A 24,443-nucleotide genomic window follows, 5' to 3' on the forward strand; every position below is an offset into this window, starting at 1 on the left:
GTCCCTCCACCGCCCGACCGACAAGACGCGTCCCCGGAACGCCCGCACAGGGCACCGGGGACGCGTCTTTCGCCGTCAGGGGCGAACGGATGCCGCGACCTCGACCACGCGGTCGATCGACTCCTCCTCGCCCACCGACACACGCACGCCGTCGCCGGCGAAGGGCCGGACCACGAGGTCGGCGGCCTCGAAGGCCGCCGCGACCTCGAGCGATCGGTCGCCGGCCGGGAGCCAGACGAAGTTGCCCTGCGCGGTCGGTACGTCCCATCCGATCTCGCGCAGGCGGTCGACCAGAAGGTCACGCCGCCGCGCCACCACGGCGACGCGCTCGCGCAGGTCGTCCTCGGCGTCGAGGCTCGCGAGCGCGGCGGCCTCGGCCTGCGCCGTGACCGACAGCGGGATGCCGGCACTGCGGGCGGCATCGAGGATGCGGGAGTGCCCGACGGCGTATCCGATGCGCAGGCCGGCGAGCCCGTACGCCTTCGAGAAGGTGCGGAGGATCACGACGTTGTCGTGCCCGGCGGCGATGACCCGCTCGCCCTTGACCGCTGCGGCATCCGTCACGAACTCGACGTACGCCTCGTCGAGGACGATCAGCACGTCCTCCGGGACGGCGGCGACGAACGCGTCGAAGTCTGCCTGCGTCACGACCGCGCCGGTCGGGTTGTTCGGCGTGCAGACGAAGACGGCGCGCGTGCGGTCGGTGACAGCGGCGGCGAGGGCGGGAAGGTCGACCGCGGCGGCATCCGTCAGCGGGACCATCACGGGGGTGGCGCCGGTGACGGTCACGATGCCCGGGTACGCCTCGAAGGAACGCCACGGCAGGACGATCTCGTCGCCGACCGAGGCGACCGCCTGCGCGAGCTGGTACAGGATCGAGACCGAGCCGGCGGCGATGTGGATGCGGTCGTCGGTGACCCCGAACCGCTCCGCCAGGCGCGTGCGCAGCCGGGCGGCGAGCGCATCGGGGTAGCGGTTGAAGGCGACCGCGTCACGCACCGCGGCGACGACGCCGGGGAGCGGGTCGAACGGGTTCTCGTTGCTGGAGAGCTTGTACGCGGTGGCGCCGGCCTGCTTGCCCTGCTTGTAGGCGGGGAGCGCGGCGATCTCGGGACGAACCCGGACGGGGATGTCGGTCACGCGACGAGTCTACGAGCGGGAGCGCCGGCCCGTGCCTCGCCCACGGGCGCACGGCATGGGAGACTGCGGGCATGCGCTTCATCGTCCGCGTCGTGATCAACGCCTTCGCGATCTGGGTCGTCACCCTCATCGAGCCGCTGCGCGTCGAGGTCACCCCCTTCGAACCCGGCGAGACGCTGCAGCTCGTGCTGTCGCTGCTGGCGGTCGCGGCGGTCTTCGCGATCGTCAACACCGTCATCGGGACGATCCTGAAGATCGTCGCGTTCCCGCTCTACATCCTGACGCTCGGCCTCATCTCCCTGGTGATCAACGGTTTCCTGTTCTGGCTGACGGGGTGGCTCACCGAGTGGTGGGGCTGGGGTCTGTCGGTCGAGTCGTTCTGGCTGGGCGTCGTCGCGGCCCTGATCATCTCGCTCATCAACTTCGTCTTCGGGATCATCCTGCGTCCGCAGACGAAGCGCTGACACCCTCGGCGGTGTCGTAGACGAACACCTCCACCGACTCCGCGGTGCCGAGCTCGGCGAGGCGGTCGCGCACGGCATCCATCCGCGGGTCGGTCGAGACGTCGAGCATCTCGGACGTCGCGGTGTACTCGTCCATCTGGTGGGAGTTCAACCACGGAAGCGGGTCGACGGTCCGCTCGACGACCATGCTCCCGGGGGCGCCGATCTGGGCGTCGTGACCTCCGCCCGCCAAGAGCGGCACCACGTCGTCCCGGTGCCGGAAATCGACCTGCAGGGTGTCGGGGCCCACGTCGGCCTGGACGGGGTTGCCGAACCCGACGATCATCGGCACCTCGTACTCCTTCTCGAGCGCGATCCGGCTGGCGACCATGGCGCCCTGGGAGTGCCCGCTGACCATCACCGAATCGCCGGGCTTCGCTCCCGCCTTCTCGAGCGCGATGCGGCTCGCTTCATAGGAAGACGACCTCATCCCGTCGTACAGGGCGACGTTCGACGACCAGTCGAACGTCCCGGGGTCCTCTCCGAACCGTGTGCCCGAAAGGTACAGCGCGAACCGCCGTCCGCCGTCCGGCATCGTGTACCGCTCGACCCGGATGACGCCCGGCCCGCCGCCGGGCACGCGGCGCGCCACGTCGGCGACCGTCGCGGGCGCCGACCCCGGCTGGGACCGCGCCAACTCGACGGTGGGACGGGCCGGCTTCCCGAGCAGACGGCTCCCCTCGGGAAGCGTTCCCGTGCCGCGGTCGCGGATCTCCGCCGCGCCCCAGCGGAGCGCGCCCACTGCGACGGGCGCGAGGCCGGAGGCGAGGGTCGTCCACCACAGCTCGCGCGCGACCGTCGCGAAGGGATCGGGCGCGTCGGCGACGGCCTGCCGCGCCGCCTCGGCCGCAGCGGGGGAGGAGGCCTCGAGCTCCGCCACCTTCCGGGCGAGGTCCACCACCTCGCCGCGATCGCGCGCGTCCCCGTGCCAGGCGATCGCCGCACGCGCCTGCAGCTCGACGATCTCGTACGCGGTCGCCGTGTCGCGGAGTGCGCGCGCAAGCTCCTGCCCCCGCTCGACGACCGCGCCCGCGGCGGTGGCGAGGTACGCGGCACCCCCGCCGATCGTCGCGGACCCGAGGAGGCGGTCGGCCGACCTCAGTCCGGCACGGACGGTGTCGGCGTCGGCGACCGCGAGCTCGGTCTGGGCCGCCGCGTTGCGCAGGGTCTCGGTGTCGACGGCGACGACGCGGCCGCCGCGGATCTCGATCTCCGCCATCAGCCCGTCGCCTCGACCCAGGTACGGTCGCCGTACGCCTGGCCGATCGCCCCCTCGATCGCCGGCGACAACCGGGCGACCTCGCCCTCCCACGCGGCCACCGCCTCGCGGAACGCGTCGGCGGCCTCGGCGCGCCAGTCGACGAGGTGCGCGATCCGCCGGACGTCGGCGAGCAACTCGAGCACCTGATCGTCGGCCTGTCGCAGCAGAGCGATCCCGTCGTCGAGGGCGGCGAGACGCTCCCCCACGGGAGCGCCCCACAGGTACGGGGACGGCGCGAGAACATCGGACATGCGTCGACTGTGCCCCCGGCATCCGCTCTTCGGAGGGCGTCGGTAACGGACGGTGGATGCCGCGCAGCGGACCCGCTCTGTGCAGAAGGCCCGACGATCAGCACAATGGAAGGGTGCCCGAGCCCGATGATGCTTTCCGTGTGCTGTTCGTGTGCACGGGCAACATCTGCCGGTCCCCGATGGCGGAGGTCGTGTTCCGGTGGTTCGCCGATCAGGCGGGCCTCGGCGACCGTGTCGTCTCGACGAGCGCCGGCACCGGCGAATGGCACGTCGGCGAACGAGCCGACAGCCGCACGCTCGAAGCCCTGGTCCGCCGCGGGTACGACGGCACCCGGCACCGCGCGCGGCAGTTCTCCCGCGAGGACTTCGACCGCAACGACCTCGTGATCGCGCTGGACCGCTCGCACGAGCGGATCCTGTCGGAGTGGGCGCGCAGCCCCGCCGACGTCGACAAGCTCGCGCTGCTGCTCAGCTTCGACGCGCGGGCCGACGGGGCCCTCGACGTGCCCGACCCCTACTACGGCGGCCCCACGATGTTCGATGAGGTGCTCGGTATGATCGAGAGCGCCAGCCGGGCGTTGTTCCGGCAGCTCGAACCCGCGCTTCGCCGGTGAGCGCACCCCCCACCGAACGGAGTCGCGTGTCCTCCCTGCCCTCGATGTCCCTCAGCCCGCTCGACGGTCGTTACGCCGCCGCAGTCGCCCCGCTGGCCGAGTACCTCTCGGAGGCGGGCCTCAACCGGGCCCGCGTCGAGGTCGAGGTCGAGTGGATCATCACGCTGACCGACCGCGGTCTGTTCGGATCGTCCGCGCTCACCGATGAGCAGAAGGATTCGCTGCGCAGCCTCTACCGCGATTTCGGCGACGACGACATCGCCTGGCTCGCCGAGAAGGAGGCCGTCACCCGGCACGACGTGAAGGCGATCGAGTACCTCGTCCGCGACCGCCTGTCATCGCTCGGGCTCGACGCCATCGCCGAGCTCACCCACTTCGCGTGCACGAGCGAGGACATCAACTCCGCCTCGTACGCCCTCACCGTCCAGCGCGCCGTCGAGCGGGTCTGGCTGCCCAAGCTGCGCGCGGTCATCGCCTCGCTGACGCAGCTGGCCGAAGAGCACCGGGATGCCGTCATGCTCTCGCGCACGCACGGTCAGCCCGCGACGCCCTCGACCATGGGCAAGGAGCTCGCCGTCTTCGCGTGGCGCCTGCAGCGGGTCGCCGGCCAGATCGAGGGCGGCGAGTACCTCGCGAAGTTCTCGGGCGCGACCGGAACCTGGTCGGCGCACCTCGCCGCCGAGCCCGACGTGGACTGGCCCGCTCTCTCGCGCGGCTTCATCGAGGGGCTCGGCATCGGGTTCAACGAGCTGACGACCCAGATCGAGTCGCACGACTGGCAGGTCGAGCTGTACGACCGCGTGCGCCACGCAGGCGGCATCCTGCACAACCTCGCCACCGACGTGTGGACCTACATCTCCATGGGCTTCTTCGCGCAGATCCCCGTCGCGGGTGCGACCGGCTCGTCGACGATGCCGCACAAGATCAACCCGATCCGGTTCGAGAACGCCGAGGCGAACCTCGAGATCTCGGGCGGGCTGTTCGGGACGCTCGCGCAGACGCTCGTCACGTCGCGCCAGCAGCGCGACCTCACCGACTCGACGACGCAGCGCAACATCGGCGTCGCCTTCGGCCACTCGCTGCTCGCGCTCGACAACCTGCAACGCGGGCTCACCGAGATCTCGCTGTCGCGCGACGTGCTGCTGGCCGACCTCGACGCGAACTGGGAGGTCCTCGCCGAGGCGATCCAGACCGTCGTGCGCGCCGAGATCGTCGCCGGCCGCTCGCAGATCACCGACCCGTACGCCCTGCTGAAGGACCTCACCCGCGGCCGCCGCGTCGGAGCGCCCGAACTCGCCGAGTTCGTGAACGGCCTCGACATCGGGGATGCCGCGAAGCAGCGCCTGCTCGCGCTCACCCCCGCCGGCTACGCGGGTCTCGCCGACCGGCTCGTCGACCTGCTGCGCTGAGCGCGGGGGGCGGTGCTGCCCCGGGCGCGACCGTGGGCTGAGTCGCGGCGCGGCGCGGTGCGCGCGGGTCAGTGCGGGGAGCGCGGGCCGCGGCCGGCGTCGCCGGGGGCGTCCGGAGCGGCGTCGTCCTCCGGGTCGAGGAGTAGGCCGCGGTCGACCTGCTTGCCGACCTGCGCGGGGTCGACGACCAGCAGCGACAGCGCCATGATCACGAGCGTCGCGATGAAGGTGACCCCGGCGACGATCGCGGCGACGCCCCAGGCACGCAGGTGCTGGTCGACGTCGCTGGTCGGACGCTGATCCTGCAGCACCCCCATCGAGACGAGGGTCACGATCCCGGCGAACAGGGCCGCGAGCAGCGCGAAGCCGAGCAGCTGGACCGGGCGCATCAGGTCGCGGCGGGTCGGGTTCTTGTCGGTCATGAGCGGCCTCCAGCGGCATCCGTGTCGGCCGTCTCCACCGCGGGGACCGCAGCGGGACGAGGTGAGAATGCGGCGATCCCCAGATACACCGCGACGATCGCCGCGTAGCCGCCGAGCACACCGACGCCGATCGTGATGCCGGTGAGGGTGAACGAGCGACGCGCCTCGTCGATGTAGTACTCGAGCATGTACTCGCGCGGGATGAACACCAGCGCGACACCCAGCACGATCGTGAGGGCGCCGACGAAGACGGACTCGCGCGCGGCGGGTGCGCCCCGGCGGCGGCCGACGATGCCGATCACGAGCTCCGCGACGCCGGCCGCGAGCGCCCAGACGAGGACGACCGTGAAGTATCCGTCGACGGTGCGCGCGACGGGCAGGGTCGCGATCATGCCCGCGACGAGGGTCAGGTTGCCGAGGAGCACCGCCTGCCAGCGCTCACCCGCGCGGAACACGAGCCACGCCGACAGGATCAGGATGAGTGCGGTGGCCACGGCGAACCCGCTGAAGACGGCTCCGCCGACCTGCGCGGAGTGATCGACCGAGAACGTGATCATGACCGCCGCGATCGCCGCGAAGAGGGCGCGCCCCATCTGCAGGTGGCGCACCTCAAAGGTACGGGGGGTGGCGTCAGGCACGGGATGTCTCTCGGGGACGGGGACGGGATGCCCCCAGTTTAGGTCGTCCGCCCGGTTCCGGCCTCCGGAGCGGCAGGATGCGGTTGACTGAGCGCATGTCCCCGCCCCGCCGCTCCACCGCCTCGTCCGCCGGGCTCGGCCTCGCCGCGGCTCTCGCTCTCGCGGGGTGCGCGGCGCCCGGCCAGCCGACCGTCGAGCAGCCGACCGCTGCGTCCCCGACGCCGACGGTCACCGCCACAGCGACGCCCACCCCGACACCGACGCCCACCCCGGTGACGCCGCGCACCGTCGCGACGGGGCTCGAGGCTCCGTGGTCGATGGCCGTGCACGGGGACACCGTGTTCGTGAGCGAACGCGACAGCGCCCGCATCCTCGAGGTCGCGTCGGACGGCGCCACGCGTGTCGTCGCGACGGTCGAGGGCGTCGTGCACAGCGACGAGGGCGGTCTGCTGGGTCTCGCGATCGACGGCGACGACCTGTTCGTCTATTCGACCGCCCGCGACGGCAACCGGGTGCAGCGCTACCCGATCACAGGCTCTGCGGGTTCTTTCGGGCTCGGCGAACCGGAGTCGGTCATCGACGGGATGCCGGCGGGCACCCACCACAACGGTGGGCGCATCGCGTTCGGCCCCGACGGGATGCTCTACATCGCGAACGGCGACACGAGCGACGAACCCGCCTCGCAGGACTCCGGTTCGCTCGCGGGCAAGATCCTGCGGATCGCGCCCGACGGCAGCATCCCGTCGGACAATCCCGACCCCGACTCCCCCGTCTTCAGCCTCGGTCACCGCAACGTGCAGGGCTTCGCATGGGCGGACGACGGCACGATGTTCGCGAGCGAGTTCGGCCGCAACTACCGCGACGAGCTCAACATCATCGAGCCCGGCGGCAATTACGGCTGGCCGTACGTCGAGGGAACCGGCGGCGAGGCGGACGGGTTCATCGACCCGGTGCAGACGTGGCCGACGGATGCCGCCAGCCCCAGCGGCATCGCCGTCGTGAACGACACGATCGTCATCGCGAACCTGCGCGGCCGCGTGCTACGGGCGGTTCCGGTCGCCGATCCGTCGACGTCCACCGAGCTGACGCGCGAGTACGGCCGGCTCCGCGACGTGACCGTCGGCCCCGACGGCACGCTGTTCGTCCTCACGAACAACACCGACGGGCGGGGGTCGGCCCGCGAGGGCGACGACCGGATCGTCAGTCTCGCGGTGCCGCAGCCCTGACGAGTTCGCGGATGCGCTGCTCCACGGCATCCGTCATCTCGATCACCGCGAACGAGACCGGCCACATCGGACCGTCGTCGAGCTCCGCGGGCTCGTCGAAGCTGACCGTGCCGTAACGGGTGTTGAACTTGGATGCCGGCTGCCAGAAGACGACGACCTTGCCGTCCTTCGCATAGGCCGGGAAGCCGTAGAACGTCTTCGGGTTGAGGTGGGGCGCCTCTTCGAGGACGATGACGTGCACCCGCTCGGCGATGATGCGATCGGTGCCCTCGAGCGCCTCGATCGCGTCGAGGCAGGCCTGGTTCTCCTTCTCGATCTTGGCGAGGCCCTTCAGGCCCTTCATCGCCTTGAGCTCATCGGCCCGCTGCTTCATCGCGGCCTTCTCGGCGTCGCTGAAGCCGGCTCCCCCGCTGGTCTTTCCTGCCATGGTGGTTCCCTCCTGCTGTGGTGTCGATGTTGCCACTCGCGCGCTCGTGGGACGAGGGGGCGGTTCCGGGGACGCGTTTCGTCGGGTGGGATGCTGCGCGGCGACGGGTCGCGTCCCCGGAGCGGGGTCAGAGCGCGCGGTAGCTGCGGCCGTGCGGATGCGTGAGCGCGACGGGCTCGCCGTCGACCGCCAGCACGAATCGGTGCCTCTCGCCGGGCGGCACCATCCGCTCGAACTCGGGGAAGACGCCGAGCCCCTCGTTCGAGAGCCACACGGCATCCGTGTCGGCCATCGTCCGCCGGAACCGCTCGCGGTCCTCTGGACTCAGGTACGCGAGCACCGCCGTATGGAAGACGACGAGGGTCGCATCGCGAGGGGCGGATGCCGCGGCATCCGCGATCAGGTCGTTCAGGTCGCCGGCGCGGATCGGCGCGGGATCGGATGCCGCGATGCGCGCCGCGGCGGCGAGGCGGGCGCGGCGGTCGTCGTGCTCGGGCCACACGAGCGCGTCGAGCCAGGCGAGGGTGTCGGGGTCGGCCGGGTCGAGTGGGTTCAGGTCGATGCCACCGCGCCACACCACCTCGGGCAGGCGGGTCGGGGGCGCCGCGTTCTCGATGCGGCAGTCGACGACGACGTCGGTCGGGGTCGTCGGCTCGATGGCGGTGACGGTGCCGTCGTCCGCGGTGTAGCGGTACGCGTACCGGTCGGGGTGGAGGCAGAGCCCCGCCGACGCGCCCACCTCGAGCAGGGCGAGCGGGCCCGGGATGCGGACCAGCTGCGGCAGCAGGACGGCGCAGCGGGCGGCCTCGTTCGTCTGCGTCGCGTGGGTCAGCGCGACCTCGCGGATGCGCGGCCAGCGCGAGATCGCGTGACCCCGGGCATCCGTCCACGACGTGATCGGCACACCGGCGACGCGCATCGCGGCGAAGACGAGGTTCGCCTGCCGCTTGGCGCGGGGGAGCTCGTCGATCAGCGCGAGCATGTCGCCGTCGTCCGCGATCCCGAGCGCCCAGTCCTCGTACGTCGCCGATGATCCGGCCGCTTCGCGCGCACCGAAGGTGCGGTAGTGCTCGGCCGTCGGCGAATCCGCGGCGACGCCCCACGAGGGAAGGTCGGTCATGGCGCGAGCGTAGCGCGCGGTTCCGGCGCGTCATCGGATTCGGAGATGTGCAGCGGATTCGGACGCGGGAGCGCTCACAGGTCCCAATCCGGCGACATCGTCCGAATCCGATGACGCGGATGCCGCGGCCCGAGAACGCCGCCCCCGCGGCCTACTCGGCGAGGAAGGCCAGCGCCGCCTCTCGGAAGACGCGGGAACCCGGTGCGTTGAAGTGGTGACGGTCCGGGATCTCGACGAACCGGCCCTGCGGAGTCGCGGCGGCGAGCGACTTCGAGCCCTCGATGATGCCGTCCTTCGTGCCCGTCGCGAAGAGCACCGGCTGGCCGGGCGCCTTTCCGGGGTCGGGGTCGACCGTGCCCGTCGCGCGCATGCCGCGGGCGATCGCGAGCAGCGCCCGCAGGTCGTTGCCGGGCACCCGCTCGGTGAGGGTGATGTAGTCGTGGGTCACGGCATCCGTCACCGGCTCTCCCTCGTCGACGTACGCCTGCACCTGGTCGAGATCGAGACGACCGAGCGGCACCCCGTCGGGGACGCCGCCGAGGACGACGCGCGGGATGCGGGGCTCCAGGTCGCGGGCGACCTCCCACCCGACGCGGGCACCGAGCGAGTACCCGACGTACAGCGCCTCGTCGACGAGGTAGGTGTCGAGCACGGCCTCGAGGTCGGTCACCATCGTCCGCAGCGCGTAGGCACGCGACTCATGCGGCTTGTCGCTCGCGCCGTGTCCGCGCTGGTCGACGGCGAGCACGCGGTACCCCGCGCGCAGCAGGTCGCGCACCCAGCCCGTGTTCACCCAGTTGTCGCGGGCGCTCGAGGCGAAACCGTGCACGAGGATGACCGTCGGGGCATCCGCCGGTCCCCACTCGTACGTCGCGATGCGGTAGCCGTCCCCCACCATCACGAACTGCGGGTCGGGGGTCTCGGTCAGCGCGGGAAACACGGTGGTCACCCCACGATCATGCACCCCACAGGTTTCGCTCAGGTATCGATTGCGCCGAAGCGAGGTCCCGATCGAGCCGGGAACAGCGGTGCGATACCCGGCCGGATCGGGACCTCGGCGTCAGCGCTTGCGGGCGAGGCGGCGCGACGTGCCGGCGCGGCGGCGCAGCGCGCGGCGCATCCGCGAGGTGGGCTTCGGCAGCGGGACCGGCTGCGTCACGACCGTCTCGACCGTCATCGAGCCGTCGACCGGTCCGATGACGGCGATCGGCGTCGTCGGCGTGATGGTCATCGGCGCCATCGGCATCGTCGCGAGCATCCGGTGCGCACGGATGTACGCCGGGATCAGGATGATCGCCGCCGAGATCCACGCGAGCGGGTTCGACCAGGCGACACCGATGAACCCGAACAGCGCACCCAGCAGGATGGCCGCCGCCGCACGCGCGACGAGCTCGACGACACCCGTCACCGTCGGGATCACGGCGTTGCCGAGTCCCTGCAGCGCACCGCGCGTGACGAACAGGATGCCGAGGGCGGTGTAGCTGAACCCGTTGATGACGAGCATCGAGACCGCGAGGTGCACGACGTCGTCGGCGCCGTCCCCGACGAAGATGCGCACGATCGGGCCGCCCAGCGAGATGAGCAGGATGCCGAGGGCCACCGCCGCCGCGACGGCGATCCACGTCGCCTGCACGACGCCGCGCCGGATGCGGTCGGGGCGGCCCGCGCCGTAGTTCTGGGCGACGTACATCGAGACCGCGAGCGACATCGACTGCAGCAGAGCGACGGCGAGACCGTCGACACGGGATGCCGCGGTGTAGGCCGCGATCGCCTCGCCGCCGAGCGTGTTGAGCGCGACCTGCACGGTCAGCGCACCGATCGCGATGATCGACGCCTGGAAGCCCATCGGCAGACCGAGACGCAGGTGCGCGACGATGTCGGCGCGGGTGATGCGCCAGTCCTCGCGCTTCAGGTGCAGCTCGGGGATGCGGCGGCGCACGAACTCGAGGCACAGGAGTACCGAGACACCCTGGGCGACGACGGTCGCGAGAGCCGCGCCGGCGACACCGAGGCCGAGCCACGCGATCGCGGCGATCACGAGCACGACGTTCAGGGCGCACGACACGATGAGGAAGATGAGCGGCGTCCGCGAGTCGCCGATGGCTCGGATGACGGCCGACAGGAAGTTGAAGAACATCAGCGCGCCGGCGCCGAGGAAGCTGACCTGCGTGAAGATCGTCGCGTCGGCGAGGAGTTCGGGCGGGGTCTGCAGCGCCACGAGTGCAGGCTCGGCGAGCAGCGGCGCGCCGAGGGTCAGGATGACCGTCGTGATGCCGCTGAGGACGGCACCGGTGGCGACGGAGCGGCGGACACCGTCGGCATCCATCGCCCCGTAGGCCTGCGCGGTCGGGATCGCGAACCCGGACGTGAGACCCCACGCGAAACCGAGCAGCAGGAACAGGAGACTGCCGGTCGCCCCCACGGCGGCGAGCGCGTCGACGCCGAGCAGCCGACCCACGACGATCGTGTCGGCGAAGTGGTACAGCTGCTGCACCACGTTGCCGATCATGAGCGGCAGGGTGAACAGCAGGATGACGCGCCAAGGGCGGCCCGTCGTGAGGGAGGTAGCCATGGGGGCTTTCAGGGGGTTCGAATCGATTCGAGGTCGGTCGATTGTATCGACCCCTCCCTGAGAGATGTAAGGGGGGTCCACGAAAAAAGGGGCGCCGATTCCTCGGCGCCCCTTCTCGGTGAACGGGTCAGAACGTGGCGGTGTCCGGGTCGGCGCCGACGCGCTGGCCGCGGTCGAGCGCGTTGATGGCCTCGACCTGCTCCGACGTCAGCTCGAAGCCGAACACGTCGAAGTTCGTGCGGATGCGCTCGGGCGTCGACGACTTCGGGAAGACGATGAGGCCCTCCTGCAGGTGCCAGCGGATGACGACCTGCGCCGGGCTCACACCGTGGGCCTCGGCGGCATCCGCCACCGCCTTCTCGCCGAACAGGTCGTACTTGCCCTGGCCCAGCGGACCCCACGACTCGGTGTGGATGCCCTTCGATTCCTGGAACGCGCGGAGCTCGCGCTGCGCGAACGCCGGGTGCAGCTCGATCTGGTTGACCGCCGGCACGGTGTCGGTCTCGTCGAGCAGGCGCTGCAGGTGCGGCTGGTGGAAGTTCGAGACGCCGATGGAGCGGGTCAGGCCGTCGGCCTGGAAGGTCTCGAACTGCTGCCACGTCTCGACGTAGCGGTCCTTGTCGGGGCGCGGCCAGTGGATCAGGTACAGGTCGACGTAGTCGAGCCCGAGCTTCTGGAGGCTCGCCTCGATCGCGGGACGCGCGGTGTCGCGGCCCTGCTCGGAGTTCCACAGCTTCGTGGTGATGAACAGCTCGTCGCGGGGGATGCCGGAGGCCGCGATCGCGCGACCGACACCCTCTTCGTTGCCGTACACCGCCGCCGTGTCGATGTGGCGGTAGCCGGCCTCGAGGGCGACGCTGACGATGCGTTCGGCCTCGGCGGGATCGACCTGGAAGACGCCGAAGCCCAGCTGGGGGATGGTGTGTCCGTCGTTGAGTGTGAGAGTGGGAACGGTCATGGGCTCAACTTTTCCACCGCCGGGTACGTCATCGGCACCGGTTGACGAAACGTTGCGGATGCGGCATCCGCTCCGTGCGTTCGCGGGTCGCGCACGCGGGCGATTCGTCGATTCAGATGACTGGATCTCGGCTAGCACCGACTCCCGACGGGCGCAATGGCTCGAATGAACGGTTCGGGAGGCGCACGATGAGGCCATGTCGCACCCCCTTCCGCTGACGGACACCGAGCTGTCGGATCTGCTGGCCCGCACGGCCATCGGTGACGCGGACGCCTTCGCGCGGCTCTACGACGCGACCTGCGCGAGCGCCTACACGCTCGCCACCCACATCCTGCGGAACGAGCAGCCGGCGCAGCGCGTGCTGCGGGAGGTCTACGTGCACGTGTGGGAACACGCGGCGGAGGCCGAGGCGCGGCATCCGCGAGCCTGGGTCCTGCTGCTCACCCACCGTCACGCGATCGCGCACCGGCGCACCCTCGATGCGCAGGCGGAGGCCGTGTCGCGGGAGCGACTGGGCGACATGAGCCTCGAGCAGCAGCGGGTCATCGCGCTCGCCTACTTCGGCGGCTACAGCCAGACCGAGATCGCCGCGCTCACGGGAGAGACCCTCAGCGCCGTGCGCTCCCTCACCCGTGGCGCCCTCGACCAGCTGCAGGGCGCGGCGCGCGTCGTGACCTCGCCCATCACGCTGCCGCGCGTCTCCGGCGCCGTCGCGTAGCGGCATCAGGGCCCCGACTCGGCGCTTGCCTGTCGGATGCGGCGACCAGCCCGGCGAGCCCCGCTCCGACGACGATCGCGTCTGCGGCATCCGTTGTCATGCGTCCGTCCCCTTCGACGATCCCGTCCGCGGACGGGTGCTGAAGCGACTCTCAGCGGATGCGGCGCGCTCGGCGCGACGGCGGCGGTGTCGGCGCACCGCGACGACCACGGTCACGACCACGATGACCGCGGAGACCACGGCCCACGGCCAGACGTCCACGCGCAGACCGGCGTACGACGCGGTGTACGACTCGCAGAAGGACTTCTCCGGATCGGGCGAGTCGAGGCAGCGTCCGAAACCGAAGATCGGGGCGAGGACGATCGTCGCGAGGAGCAGCGCGGCGGCGCCCCACAGCACCGCCCGCATCGGAGATCCCGCACCCATGGGGTGATCCGACCACATCGGAGGGTGTTCGCGCCAGGGGTCGCGCACGGATGCACGGCCGGCGGTGCCGGCGCTTAGTGCGCGTCGCGGCGAAGCGACGCCTGCCCCACCGATCGTGCATCCGTCACCGCTGGAGGCTGTAACCGTCACCGCTACAGGCTGAACCCGCCGTCGCTCGTGAGCACCTGCCCGACGATCCAGGCGCCCTCGGCGGTCGACAGCCAGCCGATGAGGGCCGCGGGATCGCTGGGCACGCCGACGCGGCCGAACGCGGTCGTGCGCAGCCATTCGTCGAGGCCCGAGGTGTCGCGGTCGGCGCTGTCGGGGTCCATGTACCCGGTGTTCACGGGTCCCGGGTTGATCGTGTTGAGGACGATGCCGAGATCGAGGAGGTCCGCCGCGACGGTGCGGGTGCCCCCCGCGAGCGCCGCCTTGCTCGTCGCGTAGGCGACCTCGCCGCGCATCGCGCCGTGGCCCTGCCCGGACGTCATCCAGAACACGCGGCCGGTCGGCTCGGCGTAGGGCTTCGAACCCTCGACCGCGTCGCCCGGGCGACGCTGACCGGACTGCGGCGGCGCGAGTCGCCGGGCGAACTCCGCGGTCAGCAGCAGCGTCGACCGCGTGTTGGTGTCCCAGAACGCGTCGAGGCGGTCGGCGGTCATGTCGAGGATGCTGCCGTCGTCGCCGCTCTTCGCGTGGTTGCAGACGAGGATGTCGAGCCGGCCGGTGAGCGCGGACGCGGCGTCGATGAGGGCTGGGATCGCCGCGGCATCCGTCAGATCCGTCTCGACATCGCCGAAGGTCGCGTCGCCGACGAGGGCCGAGCGGATGCCGGTGCGCACCGCGTCGAGATCGTCGCCACCCCACGGCCGGTCGAGGTCGTGGGGGCGCCAGTGCTGGATGAACACGCTCGCGCCGAGCTGCGCGAGCCGCGTCGCCACGGCGTACCCGATCCCGCGCCGGCGCGAGACGCCGGTGACGAGGGCGGTCCTCCCGGCGAGGGGCGCGGTCATCGGTGCGGCCTCACGGTGAGGGACTGCACGACCGAGCCGACGACGCCGCGCTCGTCGTGCAGGACGGTGTGCGTCATCCCGAGCCCCGTCGCGCCGAAGGTGACGGTCGTGTCGAACCCGATCCACCCGTCCTCGGGGGCCCGGACGAGGTGGAGGGTCAGGTCGAGGTTCGGGAACGCGACCTCGCGCGGATCGACGCGCGGGGTCACGCCGTTCGCGATGTCGATGAGCGACACGAGGCGCGCCGTCGTCGAGACCGGCTCGCCCTCGAGCAGCGGCACGGCGGGCAGGATCCAGGTCCAGGCGCGGCCGGGCGCCTCCTGCCGGCGGCGCACCTCGCCGACCGTCGCGATGAACTCGCCGGGCCACGCCGACGACGGGTCGACGCGCTCGATCGCGTCGCGGGGCGGCATCGCTGGGTGCGCGGAGCCGGCGAGCGCCTCGGTGTCGCGCGTGTGCAGGAGCCACGCCCGTGCCGAGAGCGCGGGACGACCGCCCTGCGCGAGCGTCGCCTCGACGAGCTCGATGCTGCGACCCGGCCGCAGCACGCGACACGTCACCTCGACCTCGTCGATCGGGATGACCCCGAGGATGTCGACCGACAGGCGCGAGAGCTGCATGGGCTGCGGGCTGCGCGCCGCATGGTCGACCTCGATGGCGTGCGCGAGCAGGCCGATCGGCGGGGCGACGTGCTGCTCGGTGACGTTCCACGCGCCGCCGGTGAAGGCGGTGGGCTGGAACCGGGTCTCGTTCACACCTTCGGAAGCGAGGCGTTCGAAGTAGGCGGGCACGAGATGGGATGCTACCCGCGGCCGGCCCCCGGGGTCAGGGGGTCTGGGGGGGCGGGGTTCAGCGTCGCAGGAGCTTCACCGCGCCCGCGACCGCGGCGGCCCCGACGACGGATGCCGCCGAGTACAGTCCCTTCCGGTGGCGCAGCGCGCGCGTCTGCAGGCTCTCGCCGCGCGCGCGGTCGTCGAACGCGCCGTGCGCACCGTGATCGCCGGCGACCGGCTCGTAGAGGTTCGGCGGGGTGGTCGACGAGCCCTTGTCGTCGGCGAACTGACCCTCCCACGCGTTCTTGGCGAGGTACCAGTCCATGAACCGGCCCGCCACCCGCGTGCCGAGGACGAGGCCGACCGTCGACTCCCCCACCCAGGTGCGGCGGCGCGGCTTGTCGGCGACGTCGGCGACCGCACGGGCGCCCACCTCGGGCTGGAAGATCGGCGGCACCGGCTGAGGGTGCTTCGAGAACGGCGACTTCACCCACCCGAACTGCGTCGTGTTGAGCGCGGGCATGTCGACGATCGAGACCGCGACGGCGCTCCCCTCGTGCGTGAGCTCGGACACGACCGAGTCGGTGAAGCCGTGGATCGCGTGCTTCGACCCGCAGTACGCCGCCTGCAGCGGGATGCCGCGGTGGGCGAGGGCCGAGCCGATCTGGATGATGTGGCCGCGGTCGCGCCCCCGCATCCGTCGCAGCGCGGAGCGCGTGCCGTTGACGGTGCCGAGGTAGGTGACCTGCGTCGCACGCTCGTAGTCCTCGGGGGTCGTGTCGAGGAAGGGGGCGATCGAGCCGGACATGACGTTGTTCACCCACAGGTCGATCTCGCCGAGCTCGGCCTCGACCTCGGCCGCCGCGAGCTCGAGGGCGGCGTGATCGGCGACGTCGACGGTGATGCCGTGCGCGCGGCGGCCCTTGGCGCGCACCTCGGTGGCGGCGGCATCCACTCCCTCGAATCCGCGGGCGAGGACGGCGACGTCCCAGCCGCGGGCGGCGAGTTCGCGCACGATCGCGCGGCCGAGTCCGGCGCTGCCGCCGGTGACGACGGCGACGCCTCGGGATGTGGTGCTGCTCACGACCGGCTCCTCCGCGGGGGCCCGACCGGGCGGGGGACCCGTGTGAGGCGGGCCTCTGCCGCTGCCTCCATCCTTCGCTCTCCCGCGGAGGGTCGGGATGCCGTTGCCAGGGTCGCGGCGATGAGGTACAGGGCAAGCGCATCGAGGTCGAGAAAGCAAGCCGGGATGCGGCATCCGCCCGTCGGGCTAGCGTCGCGGCATGAAGAGCTCAGAGATCCGTTGGAACGACGAAGCACGCGGCAAGATCCTCGACGACGCCGACCGGGTGCTGCGGGAGGCCGTCGTCGACCTGGCCCGCTCCGGTGACGGGATGTCCTCGGACGAGGCGTACGCCGCGCTCACCGGCAGGCTGAAGGACGAGTTCATCGACTGGGAGCCCGGCCCCGACATCCGCACCTACGCCGACGCGATCGCGAACGGCGAGATCGAGACCGACGAGGGGTGACTCAGCACGGCGCGAGCGGTGGGGGCGCGCGGCGTCGTTCGCGTCGACCATCTCCCAGACTCCCATCAGCTCGTCGAGGATGAACCGACCGGCCTGACGCCACATCTCGACGACCTCCTCGTCGGGGATGCGGTCGACCTCGGACCGCGATTCACTCGGGCCTGAGGTTGCCGCACCCCGCACCTGCGACGGCGGGTAGACCGAGTTCTCGGGTATCGCGGCGACCCGAAGGTCTCGGCAGCCGCTCGGGGCGGGCCGAAGAGGATGAGAGAACTCTCATCCTCGGGACGTTCACATCGTGTGATCTGGGCCTGTTTTGCCGGGGTGGATGTCGGTGGCTAGTGGCAGAGTGCAGGTATGACGGATGCGGCGCAAACCCCCGGTGGCGAGGACTATCTCGCTGCCCTGGCGGGAGTTGTCGCGGACGTCGATTCCGCAGCTCGACGGATCGCTGCGGCGCAGATCGAGGAACTGCGCGCACTGGCCTCGGCGGGCCGTCTGGCCGAGGCGCAGACTGCGCAGCGGAACGCCCGGGTGCAGGTTCACGACATGGCGTTGCGGTCGATCGCGGCCGAGGTCGGCGGTGTGATGCGCGTGACCGATCGGACCGTCCAACGCCGCATCGGGGAAGCGCGGACGTTGATCGAAGGGTTTCCCGCGACGGTCGAGGCGTGGGAGCAGGGGCGGATCGTGCGCGGTCATGCGATCGCGATTCTCGAGACCGGGATCACCCTTCCCGCGGAGATGTGGGCGGAGTTCGAACACGTCGCGATCTCACGGTGCGAGCGTGATACTCCGAACCGGGTGCGAGGCGAGCTCGAAATTCTCGCGCACCGGATGCACCCGCGCTCGTTCGCGGAACGCCACGAGGAAGCCGCCGCGACGCGGTGCGTGCGGATCGTGCCGGGGCGGGACGGGATGAGCGACCTGATCGCGACCCTTCCGACAGTGCTTGCGGAGGGGATTCACGACAGGCTGACGCAGCAAGCGCGGGCGACCATCGACACCCGCGACGAGCGCGGCGCTGCGCGCGGCGGGGCGGATGTCGCGTTCGGGCGCGAAGCCGCCGCGACACGCACTGGTGACGGCGACACTGACGGTGACCGCGATGACGACGACGCCGCGATCATCGCGACCGACCAGCGCTCCACCGATCAGGTCCGGGCGGACGTGTTCGCCGACCTCCTCCTCGCGGGAACACCCGCGCTCGACGACACCCGCGACACCAGCGCAGGCCCGCTGGGCGCGATCCGCGCCCGCGTGCAGATCCTCATCCCCGCCGCCACCCTCACCGGCGAGGACGACGGGCCGTGCGACCTCACCGGCCGCTCCCCGATCGACCCTGCCACGGCCCGAACGCTCGCGGGCGGCACCCACGTCTGGGAGCGCTTGTTCCACGACCCGACCACCGGGGTCACGGTCGCAACCGACTCGTACCGCGTCCCGTCCGGGATGCGACGATTCCTGCAAGCCCGTGACCAGCACTGCCGGTTCCCGGGTTGCCGCGTCGCGGCGATCCGCTGCGAAGTGGACCACACGCACGATCACGCCCTCGGCGGACGAACAGAACTGTCGAACCTCGCTCATCTGTGCCAACGGCACCACTCCATGAAGCAGTTCACCGCGTGGAGGGTGCGACAACTGAAGGGTGGCGTCCTCGAATGGATTTCACCCCTCGGCAGGATCTACAGAGAAGACGCACCGACACCGGCCGTCGCCTTCACCCCTGCCGCACCACCACCACCGACCGCACCAGCGGAACCCGCACCCTTCTGAAGTCGACGACGGTTCGACGACCGAACTGCCGCCGACTACCACCCACGCGGTCTCGCTGACCGCTGAGCCAGCGCGGGCTCTCGTCGGGCCGGCCCGCAACCCTCGGGACCCACCCGCGCAATCATCGAGCCGGACCCGGCACCGCGCGACCATCGAGCGACCCCACGGAAACATCGAACCCGAGCGATCCCGCGCAACCATCGAGCCCGACTCGACCCCACACAACCATCAGGCCCGACGCGGCACCGCGCAACCGGCGACCCGACTCTGCACCGCTGCCCGACCCGGCCCCGCATGACCATCGAGCCCGACTCGACCCCACGCAACCATCGAGTCGACTCCACACCGCCACCCCACGCAACCGTGCAGCCCGCGCGGACTACACCCCGAACGCGCGCAGGTAGTCGTTCACGAACGCGCTGCGCGGGTCGAGCTCGCGCTGCAGAGCGACGAAGTCCGCCCAGCGCGGGTAGAGCTCGGCGGGGTCGCGCGGGGTGAAGACCTTGCCCCAGTGCGGTCGCGCGTCGAACGGCGCGAGCGCCGCTTCGAGCTCGGGCAGCACCTCAGCGACGCCGGCCTCGTCGGCGGTCCACGTGAAGTGGAACGCGACCGAGTCGCGGCCCGAGCTCGGCGACAGCCACAACTCGTCGCCGGCGATCGTGCGCACCTCGCACACCTGCAGTACAGGCTTCAACCGGTCGGCGAGCCCGCGCACCGCGTCGAACGCGGCGACCGCGTCGGCGATCGGCAGCAGGAACTCGGACTGCAGCTCCTCACCGTTCGACGGGGTGAACTCGAGGCGGAAGTGCGGCAGCCGGTCGAGCCAGCGTCCCGCCTTGCCGCCCTGCACCGTGCACGACGCGGCGGACACCCCGGGCAGCGGATGCCGCGCCCCGGACGCCTCGCGATCGCGCAGCGCCGCAGGGATCGGTGTCGCCGCGGCATCCGTGCGCTCCTTGCGCCACACCTGGTCGACGTAGGCCTCCTCTCGGAACGTCGTGAAGAGCGAGACGCTGTACGCCGACCCGGCGATGACGTCGAACGCCGTCCGCACAGCCTCGACGGGCACGTTCTCGTAGACCGTCTGGGCGACCTCGAAGGTCGGCTCGATCGCGAGTTCCACCGTCGTGACGATGCCGAGCGCGCCGAGCCCCACGACGGCGCCGTAGAAGGTCTCATCGGTCTCGCTGAGCCGCACGAGGTCGCCGGTCGAGGTGACGAGCTCGAGCCCCGTGACCGCCGCGGCCAACGACCGGTTCGCGACACCGGACCCGTGCGTGCCCGTGCTCACCGCGCCGGCGACAGAGATGTGCGGCAGCGAGGCCAGGTTGGCGAGCGCCCACCCCTGCCGGTCGAGCTCCTGCGCGAGCTCGCCGTAGCGGACGCCGCCGCCGACGCGCACACGGCGCTGCGCGGCATCCACCTGGATCGGCAGGTCGAGCTCGGCGGTCGACACGAGCGTGCCGGTCGTGTCGGCGATGCGGGTGAACGAGTGCCGCGAACCCAGGGCCTTCACGGACGCGGATGCCGCGACCACCTCGCGCAGCTCGTCGACCGTCGTCGGGGCGACGACGCGCTCTGCCGAGTAGCGGATGTTGCGGGACCAGTTGAGGCCGGCGTCGTCGCTCATGCGTGCCAGCCTAGGCGCGCCCGCACGGGGTCAGCCCTGCATCCGCGGATCCATGCACTCAGTCGCGGAACCCCTTCACGGTCGGGATCGCGCCGGTGCGCGCGGCGATCTTGCGGTCGCCGCGGCGACGGCTGAACCGCGCGACGAAGAACAGGATCGCTCCGACGACGACGTATCCCGCGGTGGCGAGCCAGACCAGGCCGGTCTGCTGGGTGAGCAGCACGATGCTGGCGATGATGGCGAGGATGGGGACGATGCGCGGCACCGAAAAGTGCTCGTGCTCGACCTTGTCCTTCTTCAGCACGAGCACGCTCACGTTCGCGGTCAGGAACACGAGGAGCAGCAGGAGCACGGTCGTCTCGGCGAGCGTCGAGATGTCGCCGACCACCGTGAGGAGCATCGTCACCCCGGCGACGACGATGATCGAGACCCACGGCGTCCGCCGCTTCGGCAGCACCTTGCCGAAGGCGTGCGGCATGAGACCCGACTCCGCGAGACCGTAGGCGACACGGCTCGCCATCACCATGAACAGCAGCGCGCCGTTGGCGATCGCGACGAGCGCGATGAGGCTGAACAGCCATCCCGGCACCGCGAGACCGCTCGCGGTCACGACCTCGAGCAGCGGACCGGAGGACGTCGCGAGCTTCGACGGTTCGACGACGATGACCGCGCCGATCGCGATGAGCAGGTACACGACGGCGGCCGTGAGGATCGCGCCGAACAGTGCTCGCGGGTACGACCGCGACGGGTTCTTGACTTCCTCGGCCATGTTCGCCGCCGCCTCGAAACCGAGGAAGGAGAAGAACGCGATGATGGATGCCGCGAACGCGCCCTGCAGGGGTGCGACATCGGGAGCGAACTCGAAGATGCGCGACGGCTCGCCTCCCCCGCTGCCGAACACGATGGCCGCGATGACGATCACGAGGATGAGTCCCGAGACCTCGATCATCGACGCGACCATGTTCGTCGCGAGCGACTCCTTCACCCCGCGCAGGTTGATGAGGGTCAGCACGAGGAGGAAGCAGATCGCGACCGGGATCGGCGGGATGTCGAACAGAGCGCTGAAGTAGTCGCCCGCGAACGCGTTGGCGAGCGCCGCGGCCGTCGTGATGCCCGAGGCCATCATGAGGAAGCCGACGAGGAACGACAGGAACGGGATGCCGAACGCCTTGTCGACGTAGCGCGCCGCGCCGCCGGCGTGCGGGTACTTGGTGATCAGCTCGGCGTAGGTGCCGGCCGTGAGCAGCGCGATGACGAGCGCGATGAGCAGCGGCAGCCAGATGACACCGCCGACGTCGGTCGCCATCGTGCCGACCAGTGTGTAGATGCCGGCGCCGAGGGTGTCACCCACGATGAAGGCGAACAGCAACCAGGTGCCGACGGCGCGCTTCAGACCGGGCTTCTCCTGGGCGAGGGGAGCCGACGTGTCGTTTGTCATCGCACCACTCCAACCGAGACAGCGCGTGGGATGCAACCCCTATCGCGGCGGGTTCTCCTGTGCGTGCGCGACCCCGACGACCTGATCCTGCAGCAGAACCGCCTGTCTGAGCACCTCGCGCAGCGCCCCTCGCCGCCGAGCCGACGCCAACGGCGGTCATCCGGCGCTGGAAGCGACGGTTCGCGTCGGTTCGAGATCGGCGACCGGGCAGGATGGGGGCATGACGACTCCCCCGCACGCGCCGCGCCCGGTCGCCTCGTTCTTCCGCGGGGTCGGCGACCTCGGTCGCGGCTTCGCGTTCTGGAGGCGCTTGCCCGGCCGGATGGCGCTCGGCCTCATCCCCGCGGCGATCGTCGGCATCCTGCTGCTCGCGGGGATCATCACCCTCGTCGTCTTCCTGCGCGACATCGTCGACGCGCTCACCCCGTTCGCCGACGACTGGGCCGAGGTCGCGGCATCCCTCGTCCGGCTCGGCATCGGCGCGGCCCTGCTCGGCGGCGCGATCGTCCTCGCGGTCGTCTCGTTCACCGCGCTCACGCTGCTCGTCGGCGACCCGTTCTACGAGCGGATCTGGCGATCGGTCGAGCAGCACCTCGGTGACGCGCCGCCCGAGTCGGACTACGGGTTCTGGCGGTCGATCCGCGACAGCGTCGGGCTCATCCTCCGCGGGCTCCTCGCGGCGATCGTCGCCGGACTCGTCGGGCTCATTCCGCTGATCGGCACCGCCCTGGGTGCGGTCGTCGCCGCCTTCCTGACGGGCTGGCTGCTCGCCGACGAACTCACCTCGCGCGCGCTGTCAGCGCGGGGGCTGGATGCCGCGGCCCGCCGCGACCTGCGCCGCGGTCAGCGCGCGCGGGTGCTGGGATTCGGCGTCGCGACGCAGCTGTGCTTCCTCGTCCCGCTCGGCGCCGTCATCGCGATGCCCGCCGCGGTCGCCGGGTCCACCGTGCTCGCGCGCACCCTGCTCGACAGGCGCGCAGCCATGAGCCAGGCTGAGGAGTCGACCGCGCCGACGCGGTCCGGAAGCGGAGCATGATGCGCCTCGTCCCTCTCGGTCCCACCGATCAGCGGGTCCCCAACGTCGTCGCCGGAATGATGCGGATCGAGGATGTCCGACGCGGCGATCCGCGAGCTCTACGACGCCTGCCGCGCCGATATGACGATCGTCACGACGCGGCGTCGTAGCGCTCGCGGTTCTCGCGGACGGCATCCATGTTCTCGTGCGCCCAGGCGCGCACGAGACGGGTCGTGCGATGGAGCGAGACGCCGAGCTCGGTCAGCGCGTAGTCGACGGTGACCGGCACGGTCGGGGTGACCGTACGGGTGACGAGTCCATCGCGCTCCAGCGCCCGGAGCGTCTGGGTGAGCATCTTCTGGCTGACGCCCGCGATGACGCGGGCGAGCTCCGAGTAGCGCATCGTCGTCGCCCCGCCGTCACCGGCCGGGCCGTCGCCCCCCAGCGCACAGAGGATCAGGACCACCCACTTGTCGGAGAGCCGGTCGAGCAGCTGCCTGCTCGGACACATCTCGAAGAAGGCGTTGTACGCCGCCTTGTCCTCAGCCCGCCGCCGGGCCGCCGTCGTGGTCGCCATGGAATGTCCTCAGGATCATCTGGGGGAGTTACGCACTTTCGGGTGCCTACTTCCCGAAAGAGAGTGCTTTTTCCAGAATGGGGCACGCGGGGCCGGAACACCAGCCCCTCCCCCAGACCAGAAAGGCGATCCCCATGACCGCACCCGTGTCCACACTCCCCGGAGGAACCTGGACGATCGGCGACCGCACCATCGCACGCTTCGGCTACGGCGCGATGCAACTGGCCGGACCTGGCGTCATGGGCCCGCCGGCCGACCGCGACTGCGCCCTCGCCGTCCTGCGCGAAGCGGTCGCGCAGGGCGTCACCCACATCGACACCAGCGCCGCGTACGGCCCCCACGTCACGAACGCACTCGTCCGCGAGGCCCTCCACCCCTACTCCGGCGACCTGCTGATCGCCACGAAGGTCGGTGCGGACCGCAGCGCCGACGGCGGCTGGCCCACCGCGCGGCGTCCGGAGGACCTCCGGCGGCAGGTCCACGAGAATCTGCGCGATCTCGCCGTCGACAGCCTCGACCTCGTCTACCTGCGCATGGGTGACGCGACCGGCCCCCAGCCCGGATCGCTCGCCGAGGCGTTCGGCGCGATGCTCGACCTGCAGCAGGAGGGACTCGTGCGCCGGGTGGGGCTGAGCAACGTCACGCACGACCAGGTCGCCGACGCCCGCGGCCTCGGCGAGGTGTCGGCCGTGCAGAACCTCTACAACCTGGCCAACCGGTGGGATGACGCTCTGATCGACGAGCTCGCGTCGGCCGGCATCGCCTACGTGCCCTTCTTCCCACTGGGCGGCTTCAGCCCGCTGCAGTCCGACGCGCTCTCGCGTGTCGCGAGCCGCCTCGGCACGACGCCCATGGTCACCGCGCTCGCCTGGCTGCTGCAGCGCTCACCCAACCTGCTCCTCATCGCGGGGACGTCGAAGGTCGCGCACCTGCGGGAGAACCTCGCTGCGGCATCCCTCGTCCTCTCGGACGACGACGTGGCCGAACTCGACGCGATCGGCGGCTGA

General features: G+C 71.2%; 26 protein-coding genes. 9 read left to right on the forward strand and 17 right to left on the reverse strand.

The genetic code is table 11. The features are described 5' to 3' along the window. Window positions 1-75 precede the first annotated feature (75 nt). On the reverse strand, window positions 76-1,140 hold the full coding sequence (locus Q9S36_RS18625) for a histidinol-phosphate transaminase (protein ID WP_311286413.1): 1,065 nt from the start codon (window positions 1,138-1,140) through the stop codon (window positions 76-78). Between the two features lie 71 nt (window positions 1,141-1,211). On the opposite strand from Q9S36_RS18625, the gene Q9S36_RS18630 reads away from it, so the two are divergent. Further along, on the forward strand, window positions 1,212-1,604 hold the full coding sequence (locus Q9S36_RS18630; protein ID WP_311286414.1) for a phage holin family protein: 393 nt from the start codon (window positions 1,212-1,214) through the stop codon (window positions 1,602-1,604). Here Q9S36_RS18630 and Q9S36_RS18635 read toward each other — a convergent pair. Continuing rightward, window positions 1,576-2,862 (reverse strand): hypothetical protein, encoded by a 1,287-nt coding sequence (locus Q9S36_RS18635; RefSeq protein WP_311286415.1) that lies wholly within the window; start codon window positions 2,860-2,862, stop codon window positions 1,576-1,578. The genes Q9S36_RS18630 and Q9S36_RS18635 overlap by 29 nt on opposite strands. Further along, the gene (locus Q9S36_RS18640) at window positions 2,862-3,155 is read right to left on the reverse strand and encodes a hypothetical protein (RefSeq protein ID WP_311286416.1); all 294 of its coding nucleotides are present in this window, start codon (window positions 3,153-3,155) and stop codon (window positions 2,862-2,864) included. Before Q9S36_RS18640 ends, Q9S36_RS18635 begins: the two co-directional genes overlap by 1 nt. Before the next feature lie 140 nt (window positions 3,156-3,295). On the opposite strand from Q9S36_RS18640, the gene Q9S36_RS18645 reads away from it, so the two are divergent. Together Q9S36_RS18645 and purB are read left to right on the forward strand one after the other, a co-directional pair. After that, a complete protein-coding gene (locus Q9S36_RS18645; RefSeq protein WP_308210388.1) occupies window positions 3,296-3,769 on the forward strand; it encodes a low molecular weight protein-tyrosine-phosphatase in 474 nt (157 codons plus the stop codon). Between the two features lie 26 nt (window positions 3,770-3,795). Continuing rightward, window positions 3,796-5,178, forward strand: coding sequence for an adenylosuccinate lyase (purB, locus tag Q9S36_RS18650; RefSeq protein WP_311286417.1), 1,383 nt, complete (start codon window positions 3,796-3,798; stop codon window positions 5,176-5,178). A gap of 68 nt (window positions 5,179-5,246) precedes the next feature. Here purB and Q9S36_RS18655 read toward each other — a convergent pair whose 3' ends face one another. Both Q9S36_RS18655 and Q9S36_RS18660 read right to left on the reverse strand, forming a co-directional pair. Next, the gene (locus tag Q9S36_RS18655) at window positions 5,247-5,600 is read right to left on the reverse strand and encodes a hypothetical protein (RefSeq protein ID WP_064002711.1); all 354 of its coding nucleotides are present in this window, start codon (window positions 5,598-5,600) and stop codon (window positions 5,247-5,249) included. Beyond that, window positions 5,597-6,238, reverse strand: a complete 642-nt coding sequence (locus tag Q9S36_RS18660; RefSeq protein ID WP_311286418.1) for an acyl-CoA synthetase — start codon at window positions 6,236-6,238, stop codon at window positions 5,597-5,599. The genes Q9S36_RS18655 and Q9S36_RS18660 overlap by 4 nt, the downstream gene beginning before the upstream one ends. Window positions 6,239-6,333: 95 nt before the next feature. Between Q9S36_RS18660 and Q9S36_RS18665 the strand changes: the two genes are divergently transcribed. Next, on the forward strand, window positions 6,334-7,464 hold the full coding sequence (locus tag Q9S36_RS18665) for a PQQ-dependent sugar dehydrogenase (protein WP_311286419.1): 1,131 nt from the start codon (window positions 6,334-6,336) through the stop codon (window positions 7,462-7,464). Here Q9S36_RS18665 and Q9S36_RS18670 read toward each other — a convergent pair. From Q9S36_RS18670 to Q9S36_RS18690, 5 genes are all read right to left on the reverse strand, one after another. Then, a complete protein-coding gene (locus Q9S36_RS18670; protein WP_311286420.1) occupies window positions 7,439-7,891 on the reverse strand; it encodes a hypothetical protein in 453 nt (150 codons plus the stop codon). The genes Q9S36_RS18665 and Q9S36_RS18670 overlap by 26 nt on opposite strands. 127 nt (window positions 7,892-8,018) lie before the next feature. Continuing rightward, a complete protein-coding gene (locus tag Q9S36_RS18675) occupies window positions 8,019-9,011 on the reverse strand; it encodes a DUF2332 domain-containing protein (protein ID WP_311286421.1) in 993 nt (330 codons plus the stop codon). Window positions 9,012-9,162: 151 nt separating this feature from the next. Continuing rightward, a complete protein-coding gene (locus tag Q9S36_RS18680) occupies window positions 9,163-9,960 on the reverse strand; it encodes an alpha/beta hydrolase (RefSeq protein ID WP_253034677.1) in 798 nt (265 codons plus the stop codon). Between the two features lie 111 nt (window positions 9,961-10,071). Beyond that, window positions 10,072-11,583 (reverse strand): MATE family efflux transporter, encoded by a 1,512-nt coding sequence (locus Q9S36_RS18685; protein WP_311286422.1) that lies wholly within the window; start codon window positions 11,581-11,583, stop codon window positions 10,072-10,074. A 127-nt stretch (window positions 11,584-11,710) separates the two neighbouring features. Continuing rightward, on the reverse strand, window positions 11,711-12,541 hold the full coding sequence (locus Q9S36_RS18690) for an aldo/keto reductase (RefSeq protein WP_311286423.1): 831 nt from the start codon (window positions 12,539-12,541) through the stop codon (window positions 11,711-11,713). 196 nt (window positions 12,542-12,737) lie between these two features. Between Q9S36_RS18690 and Q9S36_RS18695 the strand changes: the two genes are divergently transcribed. Further along, window positions 12,738-13,259 carry a sigma factor-like helix-turn-helix DNA-binding protein gene (locus Q9S36_RS18695; protein ID WP_311286424.1) on the forward strand — a complete coding sequence of 174 codons (522 nt, stop codon included), beginning with the start codon at window positions 12,738-12,740 and terminating at the stop codon, window positions 13,257-13,259. 96 nt (window positions 13,260-13,355) lie between these two features. On the opposite strand, the gene Q9S36_RS18700 is transcribed toward Q9S36_RS18695, so the two are convergent. The 4 genes from Q9S36_RS18700 to Q9S36_RS18715 all read right to left on the reverse strand — a co-directional run bounded on the left by Q9S36_RS18700 (window position 13,356) and on the right by Q9S36_RS18715 (window position 16,555). Further along, the gene (locus tag Q9S36_RS18700) at window positions 13,356-13,685 is read right to left on the reverse strand and encodes a hypothetical protein (RefSeq protein ID WP_311286425.1); all 330 of its coding nucleotides are present in this window, start codon (window positions 13,683-13,685) and stop codon (window positions 13,356-13,358) included. Between the two features lie 152 nt (window positions 13,686-13,837). Next, complete coding sequence (locus tag Q9S36_RS18705) at window positions 13,838-14,698, reverse strand: SDR family oxidoreductase (RefSeq protein WP_311286426.1); 861 nt, start codon at window positions 14,696-14,698, stop codon at window positions 13,838-13,840. After that, on the reverse strand, window positions 14,695-15,489 hold the full coding sequence (locus Q9S36_RS18710) for a thioesterase family protein (protein ID WP_311286427.1): 795 nt from the start codon (window positions 15,487-15,489) through the stop codon (window positions 14,695-14,697). The genes Q9S36_RS18705 and Q9S36_RS18710 overlap by 4 nt, the downstream gene beginning before the upstream one ends. 58 nt (window positions 15,490-15,547) lie before the next feature. After that, on the reverse strand, window positions 15,548-16,555 hold the full coding sequence (locus Q9S36_RS18715; protein WP_311286428.1) for an SDR family oxidoreductase: 1,008 nt from the start codon (window positions 16,553-16,555) through the stop codon (window positions 15,548-15,550). Window positions 16,556-16,754: 199 nt separating this feature from the next. Between Q9S36_RS18715 and Q9S36_RS18720 the strand changes: the two genes are divergently transcribed. Continuing rightward, window positions 16,755-17,000 carry a hypothetical protein gene (locus Q9S36_RS18720; protein WP_311286429.1) on the forward strand — a complete coding sequence of 82 codons (246 nt, stop codon included), beginning with the start codon at window positions 16,755-16,757 and terminating at the stop codon, window positions 16,998-17,000. Window positions 17,001-17,357: 357 nt separating this feature from the next. Further along, window positions 17,358-18,776: a DUF222 domain-containing protein gene (locus Q9S36_RS18725; protein WP_311286430.1), complete on the forward strand. Its 1,419-nt coding sequence runs from the start codon at window positions 17,358-17,360 to the stop codon at window positions 18,774-18,776. A 379-nt stretch (window positions 18,777-19,155) separates the two neighbouring features. On the opposite strand, the gene Q9S36_RS18730 is transcribed toward Q9S36_RS18725, so the two are convergent. Together Q9S36_RS18730 and Q9S36_RS18735 are read right to left on the reverse strand one after the other, a co-directional pair. Then, window positions 19,156-20,406 carry an FAD-binding protein gene (locus tag Q9S36_RS18730; protein WP_311286431.1) on the reverse strand — a complete coding sequence of 417 codons (1,251 nt, stop codon included), beginning with the start codon at window positions 20,404-20,406 and terminating at the stop codon, window positions 19,156-19,158. Between the two features lie 58 nt (window positions 20,407-20,464). Next, the gene (locus Q9S36_RS18735; protein ID WP_311286432.1) at window positions 20,465-21,844 is read right to left on the reverse strand and encodes an APC family permease; all 1,380 of its coding nucleotides are present in this window, start codon (window positions 21,842-21,844) and stop codon (window positions 20,465-20,467) included. A gap of 220 nt (window positions 21,845-22,064) precedes the next feature. Here Q9S36_RS18735 and Q9S36_RS18740 point away from each other — a divergent pair, with 220 nt between their 5' ends. Continuing rightward, on the forward strand, window positions 22,065-22,880 hold the full coding sequence (locus Q9S36_RS18740) for an EI24 domain-containing protein (RefSeq protein WP_311286433.1): 816 nt from the start codon (window positions 22,065-22,067) through the stop codon (window positions 22,878-22,880). A gap of 130 nt (window positions 22,881-23,010) precedes the next feature. Here the strand turns inward: Q9S36_RS18740 and Q9S36_RS18745 are convergent, their stop codons facing one another. Continuing rightward, a complete protein-coding gene (locus tag Q9S36_RS18745; RefSeq protein ID WP_311286434.1) occupies window positions 23,011-23,436 on the reverse strand; it encodes a helix-turn-helix domain-containing protein in 426 nt (141 codons plus the stop codon). Between the two features lie 134 nt (window positions 23,437-23,570). Between Q9S36_RS18745 and Q9S36_RS18750 the strand changes: the two genes are divergently transcribed. Then, the gene (locus Q9S36_RS18750; protein WP_311286435.1) at window positions 23,571-24,443 is read left to right on the forward strand and encodes an oxidoreductase; all 873 of its coding nucleotides are present in this window, start codon (window positions 23,571-23,573) and stop codon (window positions 24,441-24,443) included.

This window comes from Microbacterium sp. ARD31 (assembly GCF_031844425.1).